Origin of the sequence: Blautia luti (assembly GCF_013304735.1) — a bacterium.
Lineage (GTDB): Bacteria > Bacillota > Clostridia > Lachnospirales > Lachnospiraceae > Blautia_A.
Genome location: NZ_JAAITI010000004.1, coordinates 135762 through 152142, shown reverse-complemented (window position 1 = coordinate 152142; position 16381 = coordinate 135762). Strand labels below are relative to the sequence as shown.

Genomic DNA, 16381 nt, shown 5'->3' with positions numbered 1-16381 from the left:
TTCTGTCGGTTATGCCATTTTTTAGAACACAGGAGGAATTTATATGGCAAGAAACAGGATAACGGGTAGAGAAACACAGAAAATGCAGGAATACACGCAGGGACAGATCAGTCAGGCAGAGCGTAGAGGCATAGAATTTCCAACAGATGTAAAAGAACAGCTTTTTGAATATGCGAATCTGATCGGTGAGGAAGAGAAAGTTAGGACTCTGGTAAGAAATCTAGCAGATGCAGTGATCCAGGCAGATGAAGAAGGGGTAGAGGATCTACTGGATGATGCAAGAATGGATATTCAGGATCTACCAGATCCAACCATAGGTAAGCTGGAATTACGTGATTATGGATATACAGCAGAAGACATGGTGCCGCTTAGAAAAGAAGCAGCTTTGGATTATCACAGAATGGGTTCTAAGATTTATTGCCTGGGCAGCGATGGCAGCAAGGGAGAGTATGCAAGTAAAGAAATGATACAGGCGCATGAAGGTCTGTTTGGCATGGAATCGCAGATGTGGGAACGGATAGAGGAGAATGACCTGGATTATGCCGATGAAGATTTTGGAGCATTTCAGGAGCCTATGAGTGTCATTGAGTTTGAATAGTTGCTACATCTCTGGAAAGCCTTGAATTATAAGGATTTCCAGAGATTTTTCTTTTTGTTGGCTACAAATTGGCTACATCTGCCATTTGGCTACTATCTGGGACTGCTGTTCCGTTGATAAGGTTTTCAAGCTGTTGTGCGACTTCGGCTTGTTTGTTTGGATACAGATGACTGTAAGTATTTAAGGTTGTCTGTATTTTTTCATGCCCTAAACGGTCAGCAATCAGAAGTGGCTGGCATCCCATCTCAATCAAAAGGCTGGCGTGGGAGTGACGGAGATCATGCACACGAATCTTCTTTACACCGGATTTTTTACATCCTCTGAGCATTTCATGGTTCAGGAAATGTTTGGTGTAAGGGAAAAGTCTGTCGTTAGGCTGAATCTCATAACACTTATCCATATAGGTTTTTAAACAATCAGCAAGTGTCTGAGGTATCGTGATAACCCGGTTACTTTTTGGCGTTTTAGGAGGCCAGACAACATCCCTGCCATTGATTCTTTGGAAGGTTTTGTTGATGGTGATGGTATTATTTTCTAAGTTCACATCTTCCGGCGTTAAAGCACACAGTTCGCCTACACGCATTCCAGTATAGTACATGGTCATGAAGGCTGTATAAGAAGCTGGCTTATCCTGTACGGCTGTAATAAACTGTTCAAATTCCGTTTTTGTCCAGAACTGCATTTCTTCTGCATTGCTTTTTCCCATGCTCCCAGCCTTTGTGCATGGATTTTCCCGCAAATCATAATATTTCACTGCATAATTGAACATAGCGGTAATCTGATTATTGATTGCTCTAAGGTAGGTCTGAGCATAAGGCTTTCCGTTCTTATCACGATATGCAGTCAATCCGTTCTGCCATTTACGGATATCCTTTGGTGTAATCTCATTGATCGGGATTTTCCCAAACACCGGAAGGATTTTTTTATCTACCATATAACGCTTGCTGATGATGGTGGATTCTTTCAGACGGTGTCCCATATCCTCAAAATACAAATCTACAAAATCCCGAAACAGCATACCCATATCTGCATTGGCTTTATTGAGAAAGTCCCTTTCCCATTCCAGAGCTTCTTTTTTTGTGGTAAAACCACGTTTTTTCTTGTGGATAGTCTTTCCTGTGTAGTCTTTGACACGCACCTGTGACATCCATTTTCCTGTTGTATCTTTTGTTACTGACAATTACATCATTCCTTTCATAAGAGTTTTCAACTCGTCTTATGTAGGTCTACTTGCCAGAAAAAAGAGCATTCTTTCTTTTTAACCGTTCCTCAGTATCGAGATTTTCCGGTTCTTCCATCTCTACACCCTGTGAAGCGTAGTAGGCAAGAGTTTTATCTTTCCACTCTTCATAGGCATCTTTAGCCATGCAATACTGCTGAAAAGATTCCCTGTTGTTTTCCCATTCCTCAAGGAACAGGCACATATCTGCATTCTGATCAGCGGATTTGTCTTTCCCATCAAAAGTAATGGAACATTGCCAGCCGTCATGATGTGGCGGTCTTTTTGTTTCTATGGAAAAGTGCAGTCCACTGATTTTTTCCAGTTGAAACAAACATTCCATAACATCAGAGAGACAGTCAAATTTGAAATCCCCTGTCTGATGTCCGAGAAGATAGGTAGAAGTCGTATCAAGCACTTTAGCCAATTCATTGACCATTGCGATTGATACTTCAATTTCCCCGCTTTCATATTTCTGGATGGTACGGAGAGATTTTCCAAGAAGGTTTGCTAAATCTTTCTGGTTATATCCTCTTTTTTTTCGGAGTGTTTTAATCCGTTCTCCTATTGTTGAAACTTCCATTTTGTTCATTTTTTATTCACCTCATGGATAATATAACATGAAATAAAACGAATTGCAAGTGCGTAATATTAAAAATATATATTGACAAATGTGAAGAATAAACGTATGATGTAAATACGAATTAAAAGTGCATATAAAAAACGTATTGAATAATAAATATGAAATAGAGGCGTATTGCAATAGCACTTTCGATAAATAGAAAAAAGAAAAGGAGGAGATTGTATGCAGATTAATGTATCTTATATTACCGCAAATGACATTATGGAGATTCTCGGGGTTGGGAGAAGCAAAGCCTATGAAATTGTGCGGGTAATGAATGAAGAACTGGAAAATGCCGGATATAACATCATCAAGGGGAAAGTTCCGGTCAGGTATTTCCAGAAAAAATATTATGGCTGTGAGATGAAAATGGAATGAATATCTTTCAGACAGTAAAAGAAAACGTAACTGCAAGGCAGGCAGCCGAACAGTACGGGTTGAAAGTCAATAAAAACGGGATGGTCTGTTGCCCCTTTCATGATGACAGGCATCCCAGTATGAAAGTGGATAGAGGTTTTTGCTGTTTTGCTTGTGGTGCGAAAGGGGATGTGATCACATTTGTGGCAGATTTCTTTCATCTAGCACCATTGGAAGCAGCAAAGAAACTGGCAGAAGATTTTCAGATACCTGTTTTTACAGATAACGCAAGAAAAAGGAATGCCAGTAAGAAAAAAGAAAAACCGAAAAGAACATTCTACCAGACGGAAAAGAAATTTGAAGAATGGGAACGGGAAAGTATCCGTATTTTATCGGATTATCTTCATCTGCTGGAAGAATGGAAAATAAGATACGCACCAAAAACACCAGAGGAAGAATGGAAAGCAGAATTTATAGAAGCCTGCCAGCAGACAGAAAAGATAAATTACTATCTGGATTTACTGGTGTTTGGAGAGTTACAGGACAGAATTGAATTTTTACTGGATAGTGGGAAGGATGTGAAAAGAATTGAGAAACGAATGGAAGAATATAGACGAAACAACAAGGAATAGACTGGAAGAAGCATTGGATCAGAGAGAAATGAACTTTAAAGGGTACTCTCAGGAATGGTTTGAGGATGGGCAGATTGATGAGGTGGCATTTTGTGAAAATTTCCTGCAAAGAATGCCATTGAAATGTATCAACGGTATCTTTTTCAGCTATGACGGAATGCTGCCGGACAGCGAGGTAGAAAAAGAAATTTACAGAATGGTAAAACCAGTTCTTACGAAAGGAATTTCCAAGAAAGTAAAACAGCTTTTGGAGGTTCTGAAACTGGAAGCCTATTCAGAGGAACTTCCGGTGCAAATGGATCGTATCCATGTGAATAACGGAACTTATTTTCTAAATGGAGATTTTACAGAAAAGAAGGAGTTCTGTCTGAACCGCTTGCCTGTAAATTATGAAATGAAAGAAGCAAAGCCGGAACGGTGGTTACAATTTCTTTCAGAACTGTTGGAGGAAGATGATATTCCTACCTTGCAGGAATATATGGGATATTGTTTAATTCCATCCAACAAGGCACAGAAGTTATTGATTATCTTAGGAAAAGGAGGGGAGGGGAAATCCCGTATAGGTTTGGTTATGAGAAAAATTCTCGGAACGAATATGAATGTAAGTAATATTCAGAAAGTAGAACATAATCGTTTCGCAAGGGCGGATTTGGAATACCGACTTTTGATGGTGGATGATGATATGAAACTGGAAGCATTGAAAGACACCAACTACATTAAAACCATAGTCACGCTGGAGGATAAGATGGATTTGGAAAGGAAGTCAAAGCAGAGCGTACAGGGGAATTTATATGTCAGATTTCTCTGCTTTGGAAACGGGAGTCTGAGTGCTTTGCATGATCGTTCCTATGGATTTTACCGCAGACAGATTATCCTTACGGTCAAAGATGTGCCACCGGACAGAGTAGATGATCCCTATCTGATCGAGAAATTGCAAAGAGAAGCAGACGATATTTTTCTCTGGTGTCTGGAGGGATTGAAACGATTACTGAAAAATAAATACCGATTTACCATCAGTGAACGTGCAAAGAAAAATCTGCACGAAGCTATGGAATCTGGAAATAATATTATCGCTTTTATGCAGTCATCTGGGTATATCCGTTTGGAAGAAAATACAACGGCAACTTCTAAAAATTTATATCAGGCATACGGCCGCTGGTGTGAAGACAATACGGAAAAACCTATGAGTGCAAAAAGTTTTTCGGGGTACTTAAAAGAAAATGAAAAGAAGTATCACATTCATTATTCTACCAATATTCCCTCAGACAATGGGAAAAATGCCAGAGGATTTCAGGGAATCCATACGCAGATACGCATAGACAGTTACCGTTGATACGGATGAAAAACCGATAAAAAAGAATTTTCCAAAGAAGCGTATATGCGTATATCTTCAGGAAAATCAAGGGGTTACAGGTTTCTGAAAAGTGTGGAAGATACGTTTATACGCTTATACGTGTAATTTTTAAATTTATTTTATTTTTTAGCAGAAGGGAGTGTTGCAGATGTTAAAGCAGCCGGAAAGAGAAAGCAGAAATGTGAATGATTTGTTTTATGAGATGGAGGGCAGACAGATACAGAAAATGAACAAGGTACTGGAAGGCGTGGAACTGACTAAAGCAGAGGAAAGAACCATGATATGGCTTGCTGGATGGGAAGAAAGTACTGTGGATCATTTGCTATCAGTCATAGAAAAAACAGCCCGGATACGGGCAGAAAAAAAGGGCGGATACGCCCATAAATCTAAGCGTGAGTCCGAGAAGTAATCGGATTATGTTAAACAAAGACAAGCCCTCGGCGATTGAGAGCGAAATACACTCATCGCACAAACCTATGGTTTGTACTCTGTGTATTTCGCTCTGCGAGGCTTATGCCGGATACGGCAATCAGTTCGTAAACAGGTGCCTATGCACCTACTCACAACAAAGTCGGCGGGAGCCGAGGAAGGAGGATGCTTATAGGCAGACATTCATTTATCAGACAAAGCAAGCTGTCCGATGTGGAAGGAAGGATTGATTATATCTCCAATCCGAAACGGCAGGAATATCTCTATGCGACCTATCAGACAGAAGGAGTAACACCGGAGTTTTGGAAAAATCTTGCAAGAGAAAATCAGTTGGATTTTAAGGCGAGTGGATCGGCAGGGAAATGTATTGAAGGGCGTGAGTTTATCATTGCACTTCCTGAAAGTTTTGTTCAGTACAGGGCAGATGATGTGGTAAGGCTTTTTACGGAGAGTTTTCATAAAAGGTATGGTGTGGAGTGTAGTGCAGCCCTTCATCACAACAAGGCAAAGACGAATTATCATATCCATCTGGTATTCAGTGAACGGAAAATGTTGGAACAGCCTGAAGTAAAGATTGCTACCCGAAATATGTTTTATGATGAGCAGGGAAAGCATAGACGCACAAAGAAAGAGGTTTTAGACGAGCAGGGTAATCTTCGGGTGGGATGCAGTATTATCCCCAAAGGGGAAGTCTATGAAAGCCATATTTTCACGAAAAAGGATGAATGGTTTAAGAACAAAGCATTTACCAAAGAAGTCAAGGAACTGTTTACTGATACGATCAACCGATATGTAAAAGAAGAATCTGAAAAACTATCCGTATTTCAACAGGGCGGCGTATATTTAGCAACGAAGAAAATTGGAAAGAACAATCCGAAAGCAGAGGAGATAAAGGCAGACAATGCGGCAAGGCAGGAATGGAATCGGACAGTTGATGTGGCATTAGTTGAAGGTGTTCCTGAAGAAGATATTTTGAAGATCAAGCAGGAAAAAATCACAGATAAAACGCTGCAATCTATAAGGGCATACGGTTGGTTGCCGGATATGTTCCGTCAGATTATCCGAGGTGCGAAAGACTTTTTACAGGAAGTAATTTTCAAATTTAAGCTACCGCCTAAACCTGTACCCAAGATTGACTTGCAGGAGTGGAAAGATATGCAGAAGCTCATGTATGAATTGCAGAGACAGTCAATAGAGATAAAACGCACACAGCAGGATATTTCTTCTTTGAAAAAGCAACTGTCAGAGTTACGAGGACTATTTAAAGGCAAAGAGAGAAAATCTCTGGAAGGGAAAATTGAATTGTTAGAGGATTTGGAAAAGCGTCTGCACAGGAGTATGGAGCAGATCGTAAAACGTGAAGGGTATCCAAATGTGCAATCCTTTCAGAAGGTTTATAACAAGGCAGAAGAACTGATTATAGAATACAATGAAGAACTGCGGGCATGGAAAAATCAGACGGACCAGAAGAAAGAAAATCCGTTAGAACAGCCGAAAAAAGCAAGCGTACTGGAAAAACTGCACCGCTATCAGCATGAAGGCAGACAGCAACCAAAACGGTCAGTTAAGAAAAAATCTATGGATAGAGGAAGATAAAGTATAATAAATTGTTTTGGAAAAAATATGAAAAAACAATAAAAAATACGAAAAAGATATTGAATTTTTAAACAAGAGTGCTATACTGCTTGATATGAAGAAAGGAGGAAAGCCAAATGCGTATTAATGACTTTAAAGCAACAGATGACAAAGACAAAAAAGAACTGGAAAAAAAGCTGAATTCTTTTAAACTTGAAAAAGTTCTGAGCCTTTGGTATTTTGTCCGTTCATCAGGTAAGGCTACGATTGTTGGAAGTAAATCATAAATAACCGTAGAAGAAATGCCTCTAAATTCTCTAAAAAGGAGTTTAGAGGTATTTCCACTTTAATAAGTATTTTGATACTGTTTGGCGAAAAATATGAAGCTTACAAATTTTTCTCTTTCAATAAAAGGAAAGTGCCTGTTAGAAAATGTAAATGTAGATTTTAAATCAAAAACAATCAATCATATTTTAGGAAAAAATGGGACTGGAAAAACATGTTTAGCAAAAGCACTTGTTGGAGCAATGAAGTTTGATGGAGATATAGAAGGTGTTAATAAGAAGGTTTGTGTTATAGGAAGTTATACTAATTTGCCATCAGATTTAAAAGTTAAAGACATTATAGATGTGACTAAACGTAAATTTAATGTTACAGTTGCCCAAAAATTGATTGAACAGTTGAATATACAAGAAATTTCATTTGATAATAAGATGAAAAATTTAAGTGATGGGCAAAAACAGAAAATTAAATTACTATTTTTCTTAGCGACACAGCCAGAAATTGTAGTATTAGACGAATTTACAAATGCTTTGGATAAAAAAAGTTGCTTTGATATATATAGCTTTTTGAATGAATACATCAAAACGAGTAATACAACTATTATCAACATTACTCATAATTTGACAGATATAGAATATCTTGAAGGTGCATATTATTTGATAGAAAATAAAAATATTTTGTCAAATATGACTAAAGAGAAAGTTGTAAATGCTTATATTAAGGGGTGATGGTTAGAATGAAGCTAGAAATGAAAAGGGCTGTAAGAAACAAATTTTATGTAATTTTTACATTGATTAACTTATTAAATGTTTTGCTAGGATACATTTTATTGGTTACTATAGACAAAGTTCAAAATGTGACTTTCCAAGATATGTTTGAAAGTGTATATACTGTTTATACGCAATTTGGAACATTGTTATTTTCGGCTTTTATAATAATGCAGTTTTATGTGGATTATAAAGAAAAAAATATATTTTTTTATAAAACTTTAGGTTTTTCAGAGTTAAGATACTATTTGACAAAGGTTGGCATGATTTTATTAGCAACAATAATTGGCAGTGCTTTTTCTTCAATTTTGGTTTGTGTACCATATGCAAAATTAGGAATGTTGCCAGTGGTATTCCTAAAAATAGAAGGGGTAATGATTTATTATACCCTTATCATATCGACAATAGGATTTATATTTAGCAATTTTTTGGTTGCATTTTTTTCAAGTTTCTTTTTGTGGATCGCAGGAATAGTAGTTTCAGCTGGTTCTCCTTTTATGGAGTATTTTGCATATTATGATGCATCAACAACGGACTATCATCATCTAATATCTTATTTGGATGGGAAAATTGAAATAACAAGTTTGTTACACTACATTGCTGGAAATTATGTATATGATTTGATAGTATTTTTAATTTGTGTTATGGCTGTTTTATGTTTACGTAGGAGGTGGGCAAAGAATGGAATTTAGTCATTTAGCTATATTGTTAACAGAGAATTGTAATGCACATTGTAAAATGTGCTGTGATAGTCGTGGAATAGTGAGAGGAAAGACTTTAACAGAAAGAGAATTGGATAAAATTCTTAATGATGTTAAAGAATGTAAACAGATAACTGATATTGGTATAACTGGTGGTGAACCTATGTTATATCCTGCGTTAATAGATAGAATTATGGAATTTCCTTTCGACAGAAATGTAAAAATTTCGATTAAAACTAATGGTTTTTGGGGAAAAAATATAGAAGATGTTGAAAAATTCATAGAAAAATATAAGACAAAACTTTCGTATATATCGTTGAGTTATGATGAATTTCATATGCCCTTTATTGATATACAGTGCTTGAAAAATATTATTATGGTAGCAAAATCGTATAATATTTCAACGGATGTAGTTGGATGTTTTTTAAAAGATTCGATGACACCGGGAGATATATTAAATCAATTGGGAGAAAGTGCATATTATACAAAGTTTTGTTATCAGCCAGTAATTGCAACTGGATCAGGAAAGTTGTTTGAAGAAAATAGTTATATAAAATTACTTGACTCAGATAATGATGTTTTAAGATGTGTAGGATGTATTGAACCTAATATATTAATCAATCCTAGATTGGAAGTTTATCCATGTTGTTCGCAGGTTATTGAAAATACTATTTTACAAATGGGTAACTTGAATGAAAACAGTTTAAAAGAAATAATTACAGACATCAAAAGTAATTATGTTTTAAATACGGTATTTACAGAAGGATTTACACCATTTATAAAATTGCTTGAAGATAACAAAATTGATTATCCGCATAAATTAGCTAGTCCTTGTGAGTTTTGTGAATTTTTGTTTAAGGACGATTGGTTTTTACAGTTATTAGCCTCTGTTAATTATTATGAAAATATTAGAAAATGAAGATAATAGTATTATAGTTGGAAAATCTGCTGATGATTATATTCTAAAATATCAAAATGACTTTTATAAAATGAAAAAAAAGGATTTTATTCAGATATGTGATGAAGAAAAATTGATTTTTCGAGAAGAAATTAAAGAAAATCCAATATACGCAATAATTATGGTGGGTATCATTTCTTTGACAATAGTAATGTATTTCTTCCATGAAAAGTATGTTATTATTGATTCTAATTTTATAATTGCAAACATAATTTTATTTGCGAATATATTTATACATGAACTAGGGCATGTTTTGTTTCTTAAATTATTTTATAAAAGTGGAAAAATAAAAATAGGTTTTAAAATCTATTTTATTTATCCAGCATTTTATGTGGATACATCAGATAGTTATTTACTGCCTAAATATAAAAGGATAGCAGTATATCTAGCAGGGAATTTTATGAATTGTATTTATGTATTGATTTGTTTTATTTTTTTCCCTTCTTTAAATAAGTATAATTATGCCATTATTTCTACAATACTGATTAATTTTTTGCCTATAATAAAAAGTGATGGATATTATGCTATTACTAGTTTATTTAATAGATATAATGTTGCAAAATCAAAGAAGAAGGATTTTATAGAAGATACTGTTAGAGGAATTTTGATGTTTTTATTTTTGTTTTTACTATCAAAATTAAATGTTTCTTTATAAAAATCTAAGATAAGGAGTACTGTTATTAAACATTAAATAAAAATGAGGTGAATAAAAACAGTGGCTACATTTTGGCTACAAAAACATTACGAACGAATCGGATTGTGCGGATAATCAATCACAAAACACATATAAAACGAACTAATAATACACTTTATAAGCGTTTGTACGAATGTAAAAGACGAGCAGGAAGAAGCACTGAAATTATACGATGCCGGAGCAGATATCTATCTGATCACTAATTTTTCATCACCAATGTATGTCACGGAACGCATGGAAATTGAACGAGGACCGGAGCATTATCAGATGTCTATGACAGAACTGGAGCGTTTCCGTAACCTGGAATGGGAAATGCAGAAATATCCGCAGATTCAGTCTTTGAAAGAGGCAAACCTGTTGTTAGGAACAAGGCGAACCTTTGGTATTTATCAGATCAAGGACGATTCACCGGGCGAAAACTATGCATTTATGAATATGCGCTTTATTGAAAGTCATGGTATGCAGATAAAAAAAGAAGATTATAAGCTGGTCTATGTTGGGGAATTATCGGGAAATATGTCACTGGATGATATTTTTGAAAGGTTCAACATTGATAGACCGGAAGATTTCCGTGGGCATTCCCTGTCTGTCAGTGATATCATAGTTCTGAATGACGGGGAAAAAGTAACCGCTCATTTTGTAGACAGTATCAGTTTTGAACAGCTGGATTCTTTCCTGAATCTGGAAGAACAGGTTCTTAGTGAACTGGCATATGAGGTAGGAGAACGTTACTTTGCTATTCAGAGAACAGAAGAAGGATATGATTATTCGTTTTACGATGAAGATTTTCGTCTGATGGATGGTGGCGTCTATGAAAATGATCAAATTTCTATTGAAGAAGCGGCAGAGGAACTTCTGGAAGACGAAGGCTGGACTGGAGAACGCATCCGTGGAGATTATGATCAGTTGATGGAAAAAGTAGAAGAAATGGATGAAGTTGTAATGGCAGAGATTCAGAAAAGCCAGGGCGAATATAAGCCTTTGGCAAAGGTGGAGGAACTGGAAGAGGCGAATTATAACATGATTGATAACGTCCTTAATAATATGCCACCGAAGAAAGAGCCTTATCTGGAATATTTCGCCACAGAATGTGATGAGTTCCATGATATGGGAGCTTATGAAAAAAGTACCGATGTTAATCAGATTGCTGCGGTCTATGAAAAATATAGGGAGAATCCTAAAACTGCGTATCTGGGATGCTCAATGGGAATTATTTATCGTGATCCGGAAGACAGTTACTATGATGAAGCCGAATTTGCGATCGTTAAAGGGAATACCGTATTCGGAAATCTGATGGATGATGTTCGATTTTATGGAGAACTTGCACTGGTACGGGAAGGGATCGAGAAAATTCATGAAGCATTGCCGGACTACAAGTATGTACCGATGAGGGATGTTCGAGAAGCAATGTATCCTGAGAAAATGACCACAGAACAGCTGGCAGAGGCACTGGATGAGATTGCAGAAGCTTTTGATCCGTATGAGTATCGAGATAATGTGGAGAGGGGAGAAAATACGGTGCAGGAAGTAATGCTGGATTTGAGAAGTGGAAATATTCATTCCTATATTTCATATCTGAAGGATATTGTAGACGAAGAATGCGATCTGTCTGTTCGTGCAGGAGTATTGATTGAAAGACTGAAAGCCTATGAACCTGAACTTCCAAAGGATATGGAACCAATGGTGTATGTAAACTATTGTGAAGAAAGTGATCTCATGAATCCAAGATGTCAGAAGCTGTCTGAGCTGGATGCAAAAACAGCAGAAATGGATAAAGAATGGTATGCAAAACGTGATCCGAAGACAGAGGAACCTACAAAAATTGCAAAGATATATGTGACTGTATATTATGCGGAAAAAGGTGAACAGATGCTGCATCATTTTAAGAAGTCAATGGATATTGGAAATGGACATGGCGGTATTGTGAGTCAGTTGAAGTATGATAATGAAATGAAGCTTACAGATGAGTATTGGATCAATTACCAGAAAGGCAAAGGAAGTGAAGAGTTCCAAAAGTATATGGAAGATCTGACAGACATGCAGAATCATGTGCTTCCGTATCTGCAGAGTTTTTGCAATCTGGAGGAAAAAGGTGTGAAGGAGAGACGAGAACAGCAGATAGCAGAAAGATATGAAGGAAGAGCAGATGAGAGGGTAACAAGTACCGAAGCGAATGAAGTTGTTAAGGATGTAGGAAAAACAGATAGAAAACCGGCACAGCAGAAGCAGGCGGTAGATGGAAAAGATAAGAAATTATCCATTCATGAACGGCTTGAGATCAATAAGAGGATTATTCAAGAAAAGCAGGGAAAAGATAAAACGGAGAGAGGAGTTGATTTGGGTGTAAGGACAGTGTAGAATAAGCAGAACGAGTCGGAGGTCATGGATGATAACGTGGCTTCCGGCTTTATTGCGTATTGTCGGAAGAATTATAAATGGTATAATGAATGTAAATGCGATAAAAGAATGTCGCCTGTTATGCGACTTCCAAATGAGAAAAGTGTGTTATTCTGAGATCAAACAAGAGGCTAATAGAGTCAGGAGGGTGACATTATGAGTAAAAAAGGATATAGCAGACCAGGATTCTTTGGATCCATAAACCATTATGATGCAAACGGAAAAAAGTAGGCGAGAGCAGACCAGGATTCTTTGGTGGTATGAACGACTATGATGCAAATGGAAAGAAAATCGGACATAGTTCGCCTTCCTTTTTTGGTGGTATGAATCATTATGACAATAACGGGCATAAAGTAGGTGAGAGTCGACCAGGATTCTTTGGCGGTTTAAACCATTATGATGACAAGGGGCATAAGCGGGGGCATAGCAATCCAGGATTTTTAGGTGGATTCAATCATTACGGTTAAAACTGCACAGAGAGCAGCACAAGCGGCAAGGGCTGCGGCAAAAGCCGCCGTGGTTACGGTAAAGGCGATTGCCAAAGCGACCGCACTTGCCATTAAAGCGATTATTGCCGGAACGAAAGCCTTGATTGCCGCTATCGCCGCAGGCGGCTGGGTGGCGGTTTTGGTTATTATCGTGATTTGCCTGATTGGTATGATCCTCGGCTCAGTATTTGGCATTTTCTTCTCAGACGAAGATTCCGGCACTGGAATGAGTATGCAGACCGTTGTGCAGGAAATCAATACCGAATACGATACCAAGCTGCAAGAGGAAAAGAACTCGGTATCCTATGATGTTCTTGAAATGAGTGGCAGCAGAGCCGTTTGGAAAGAGGTGCTTGCCGTTTACTCTGTAAAAACGAATACGGATCAAGATAACCCCCAAGAGGTTGCCACAATGGACGATGGCAAAAAGCAACTCTTAAAAGACATCTTTTGGGAGATGAATCAAATATCTTCCCGAACAGAGAGCAAGACCGAAACAGTTATTACCGAAACCGATGACGGACACGGTAATATCGTGGAAACTGAAAGCACGGTCACACAAACCTATCTGTATATTACCGTCAGCCACAAGACTGCCGAGGAAATGGCGGCGCAATATGGTTTTAACGAAGAACAGAAAGGCTACCTCGCTGAACTGCTTGCAGATGAAAACAATTACCTTTGGTCACAGGTGCTTTACGGCATTACAGGCGGCGACGGACAGATCGTGACCGTTGCACTCTCTCTGGTTGGCAATGTGGACGGTCAGCCGTATTGGTCGTGGTACGGTTTTAACTCCCGTGTAGAATGGTGTGCTTGCTTTGTATCTTGGTGTGCCAACGAGTGCGGCTATATCGACGCTGGAGTTATCCCAAAATATGCAGGCTGTGTCAACGGAGTACAATGGTTTAAGGATCGTGGACAATGGCTGGATGGCAGCGCCGAGCCTGCCCCCGGAATGATTATTTTCTTCGATTGGGCAGACGAAAGTGGTCAGGATGGATTATCCGACCATACGGGTATTGTTCAAAAGGTCGAAAACGGCAAGGTTTATACGGTCGAGGGCAACTCCGGCGACAGTTGCCGAGTCAATGAGTATTCTATCGGTTATTACGAGATTCTTGGCTACGGCGCACCTGCCTATTAAAATACACAAGCCGCCTGCATTTTGCAGGCGGTTGGATTACATATCAGAAAGATATTGTGCCGGTTTGAAAACTAAAAGTCTCAAAATACAGACTTAATAATTGCGATTTCACTCTCAAAGTGCTATAATACAAACTATATTTGGGTGGAGGTGCGGAAATGAAAGTACGGTACAACAAACTTTGGAAACTTCTGATTGACAAGGGAATGAAAAAGAGTCAATTACGAGAAGCGGTCGGGGCAAGCAAAAGTACATTTGCGAAACTCGGAAAAAATGAAAATGTTACCCTTCCCGTGCTGTTGAATATATGCGAATACTTAGAGTGTGATTTTGGCGACATAATGGAAGCCGTACCCGAAAATGAGGTGTAGGATCAATGAACAAGAAGATTTTAATTGTGGATGACGAAAAAGAAATCGTTGATCTGCTTGAAGTGTATTTGAGTAACGATGGTTATTCAGTATATAAATGTTATAATGGGTTAGAGGCGATGAAATGTATCAAACAGTCGCAGATTGATTTAGCGATACTTGATATTATGCTGCCGGATATTGATGGTTTTCGACTTTGCCAAAAAATTCGGGAAAAGTTTTACTTCCCTATTATTATGCTTACCGCCAAAATTGAGGATAGCGACAAGATTATGGGGCTTACGATTGGTGCGGATGATTATATAACGAAACCGTTTAATCCTTTAGAGGTTGTGGCAAGAGTAAAGACGCAATTAAGGCGTTATCAGAGCTATAACAGTCCTAATTTGAGCCAATCCGAAGAAAAAGACGAGTATGACATCAGAGGTCTACTGATAAACAGAGTCAGCCACAAGTGCTACTTGTATGGCAAAGAAATAGCCTTGACTCCGTTGGAGTTTTCTATTCTGTGGTATCTGTGCGAACATCAGGGTAAAGTTGTCGCCTCGGAGGAATTATTTGAAGCCGTGTGGAAAGAAAAGTATCTTCGCAACAGTAACAATACGGTAATGGCGCACATTGGGCGGCTTCGGGAAAAATTGAATGAACCTTCAAAAAATCCGAAGTTCATTAAAACTGTTTGGGGGGTAGGGTATGAAATTGAATAAAAAAGAAAAAAACTATCTGCTCTCTACCTTGTTCAAAGGGTATGTAATTCAATGTGCGATTTGCTCTGTGCTTATTTTTGGCGGTACTTTTCTTTTAGGAATTATGGCAGAGGAAATTCTCCGCAAGTATGTTTTGTATTATTACTTGTATTACAGAACAGTATATCTTTATATAGTGGCTGTAATCGTGTGGGGTGGCTGTATTATATACATGACATACCTACTTTTGAAAAAAGTAGTCGCCTATGTGTACGAGGTACAGGCTGCGACAGGAAAAATGTTCGATCAGAATGTCAGTTACATTGAAATGTCCCCGGAGTTGAGTGAAATCGCCGCTAACATCAATCAGTTAAAACAAGAGGCTGAAAGTAATGCAAGGCTTGCAAAAGAAAATGAGCAGCGAAAAAATGACCTGATTATGTATCTTGCACACGATTTGAAAACACCGCTTTCTTCTGTAATCGGGTATCTTACTTTACTGCGTGATGAGTCGCAAATCTCAAAGGAACTTCGAGAAAAGTACCTTTCAATCACTCTTGGTAAGGCAGAACGGTTAGAGGATCTGATTAACGAGTTTTTCGAGATAACACGATTCAATATATACGATATTACATTACAATACACGAAAATCAATTTAACTCGCCTGCTGGAGCAACTTGTATATGAATTTAAGCCTATGCTCAAATCAAAGAATTTGCAATGTAATCTTTGTGTTGATGATGATATAATGCTTCGATGTGACGCAGACAAAATTCAGCGTGTTTTTGATAACCTTTTGAGAAATGCGGTTATCTACAGTTTTGAAAATACGGATATCACGATCAGCGCACAATGTCAGGAAGATACGGTCAGCATTATTTTTTGTAACCACGGCGATACTCTGCCGGAAGAAAAGTTAAACAGGATTTTCGAGCAGTTTTATCGGCTTGACGCAGCGAGAAGTACAAGCAGTGGAGGAGCTGGATTAGGTTTGGCGATTGCAAAGCAGATTGTTGAACTACACAATGGTACAATCGTTGCAGAGAGCCAAGAGGATCAAAACAAGTTTTCAATTACTTTGCCGTTGGCGTAGGAAAATTGTAA

Annotated in this window: 17 protein-coding genes and 2 pseudogenes; 17 read left to right on the top strand and 2 right to left on the bottom strand. The window is 37.8% G+C overall.

Translation table 11 applies throughout. From position 1 onward, the window contains the following. Positions 1 to 43: 43 nt before the first annotated feature. Positions 44 to 595, top strand: a pseudogene (locus G5B06_RS04065) (hypothetical protein); the annotation flags it as partial. Positions 596 to 659: 64 nt separating this feature from the next. Here the strand turns inward: G5B06_RS04065 and G5B06_RS04060 are convergent. Both G5B06_RS04060 and G5B06_RS04055 read right to left on the bottom strand, forming a co-directional pair. Beyond that, on the bottom strand, positions 660 to 1778 hold the full coding sequence (locus tag G5B06_RS04060) for a site-specific integrase (RefSeq protein WP_144136860.1): 1119 nt from the start codon (positions 1776 to 1778) through the stop codon (positions 660 to 662). Positions 1779 to 1824: 46 nt separating this feature from the next. Further along, positions 1825 to 2409 carry a helix-turn-helix domain-containing protein gene (locus G5B06_RS04055; protein WP_144136859.1) on the bottom strand — a complete coding sequence of 195 codons (585 nt, stop codon included), beginning with the start codon at positions 2407 to 2409 and terminating at the stop codon, positions 1825 to 1827. 213 nt (positions 2410 to 2622) lie between these two features. Here G5B06_RS04055 and G5B06_RS04050 point away from each other — a divergent pair, with 213 nt between their 5' ends. The 16 genes and pseudogenes from G5B06_RS04050 (at position 2623) to G5B06_RS03975 (ending at position 16370) form a co-directional block, all read left to right on the top strand. Beyond that, positions 2623 to 2817 (top strand): hypothetical protein, encoded by a 195-nt coding sequence (locus G5B06_RS04050; RefSeq protein ID WP_016225774.1) that lies wholly within the window; start codon positions 2623 to 2625, stop codon positions 2815 to 2817. Next, on the top strand, positions 2814 to 3428 hold the full coding sequence (locus G5B06_RS04045; protein ID WP_144136858.1) for a CHC2 zinc finger domain-containing protein: 615 nt from the start codon (positions 2814 to 2816) through the stop codon (positions 3426 to 3428). Before G5B06_RS04050 ends, G5B06_RS04045 begins: the two co-directional genes overlap by 4 nt. A 28-nt stretch (positions 3429 to 3456) precedes the next feature. Next, positions 3457 to 4761, top strand: coding sequence for a DNA primase family protein (locus G5B06_RS04040; protein WP_144136878.1), 1305 nt, complete (start codon positions 3457 to 3459; stop codon positions 4759 to 4761). 169 nt (positions 4762 to 4930) lie between these two features. Beyond that, on the top strand, positions 4931 to 5191 hold the full coding sequence (locus tag G5B06_RS04035; RefSeq protein WP_144136857.1) for a hypothetical protein: 261 nt from the start codon (positions 4931 to 4933) through the stop codon (positions 5189 to 5191). A gap of 185 nt (positions 5192 to 5376) precedes the next feature. Next, positions 5377 to 6807, top strand: coding sequence for a MobA/MobL family protein (locus G5B06_RS04030; RefSeq protein WP_129923494.1), 1431 nt, complete (start codon positions 5377 to 5379; stop codon positions 6805 to 6807). A 116-nt stretch (positions 6808 to 6923) separates the two neighbouring features. Next, a complete protein-coding gene (locus tag G5B06_RS04025) occupies positions 6924 to 7073 on the top strand; it encodes a YydF family exported signaling peptide (protein WP_129923495.1) in 150 nt (49 codons plus the stop codon). Positions 7074 to 7166: 93 nt separating this feature from the next. Continuing rightward, entirely contained in the window at positions 7167 to 7796 is a 630-nt protein-coding gene (locus tag G5B06_RS04020; protein ID WP_129923496.1) for an ABC transporter ATP-binding protein, read from the top strand. Between the two features lie 8 nt (positions 7797 to 7804). Further along, entirely contained in the window at positions 7805 to 8527 is a 723-nt protein-coding gene (locus G5B06_RS04015) for a hypothetical protein (protein WP_131222952.1), read from the top strand. Beyond that, the gene (locus G5B06_RS04010; protein ID WP_129923498.1) at positions 8517 to 9455 is read left to right on the top strand and encodes a radical SAM protein; all 939 of its coding nucleotides are present in this window, start codon (positions 8517 to 8519) and stop codon (positions 9453 to 9455) included. The genes G5B06_RS04015 and G5B06_RS04010 overlap by 11 nt, the downstream gene beginning before the upstream one ends. Beyond that, positions 9436 to 10149, top strand: coding sequence for a metalloprotease family protein (locus G5B06_RS04005; RefSeq protein WP_129923499.1), 714 nt, complete (start codon positions 9436 to 9438; stop codon positions 10147 to 10149). Before G5B06_RS04010 ends, G5B06_RS04005 begins: the two co-directional genes overlap by 20 nt. 306 nt (positions 10150 to 10455) lie before the next feature. Next, positions 10456 to 12546 (top strand): YodL domain-containing protein, encoded by a 2091-nt coding sequence (locus G5B06_RS04000; RefSeq protein WP_244094526.1) that lies wholly within the window; start codon positions 10456 to 10458, stop codon positions 12544 to 12546. A 299-nt stretch (positions 12547 to 12845) separates the two neighbouring features. Further along, positions 12846 to 13052 carry a hypothetical protein gene (locus tag G5B06_RS03995; protein ID WP_012744284.1) on the top strand — a complete coding sequence of 69 codons (207 nt, stop codon included), beginning with the start codon at positions 12846 to 12848 and terminating at the stop codon, positions 13050 to 13052. A gap of 730 nt (positions 13053 to 13782) precedes the next feature. Then, positions 13783 to 14220: pseudogene (locus G5B06_RS19760) on the top strand (CHAP domain-containing protein); the annotation flags it as partial. Positions 14221 to 14378: 158 nt separating this feature from the next. Next, a complete protein-coding gene (locus G5B06_RS03985; RefSeq protein WP_008703822.1) occupies positions 14379 to 14591 on the top strand; it encodes a helix-turn-helix domain-containing protein in 213 nt (70 codons plus the stop codon). Between the two features lie 5 nt (positions 14592 to 14596). Continuing rightward, entirely contained in the window at positions 14597 to 15298 is a 702-nt protein-coding gene (gene vanR / locus G5B06_RS03980; protein ID WP_004853366.1) for a VanR-ABDEGLN family response regulator transcription factor, read from the top strand. Beyond that, positions 15285 to 16370, top strand: coding sequence for a sensor histidine kinase (locus tag G5B06_RS03975; RefSeq protein WP_008703821.1), 1086 nt, complete (start codon positions 15285 to 15287; stop codon positions 16368 to 16370). Before vanR ends, G5B06_RS03975 begins: the two co-directional genes overlap by 14 nt. The last annotated feature ends 11 nt before the right edge of the window (positions 16371 to 16381 follow it).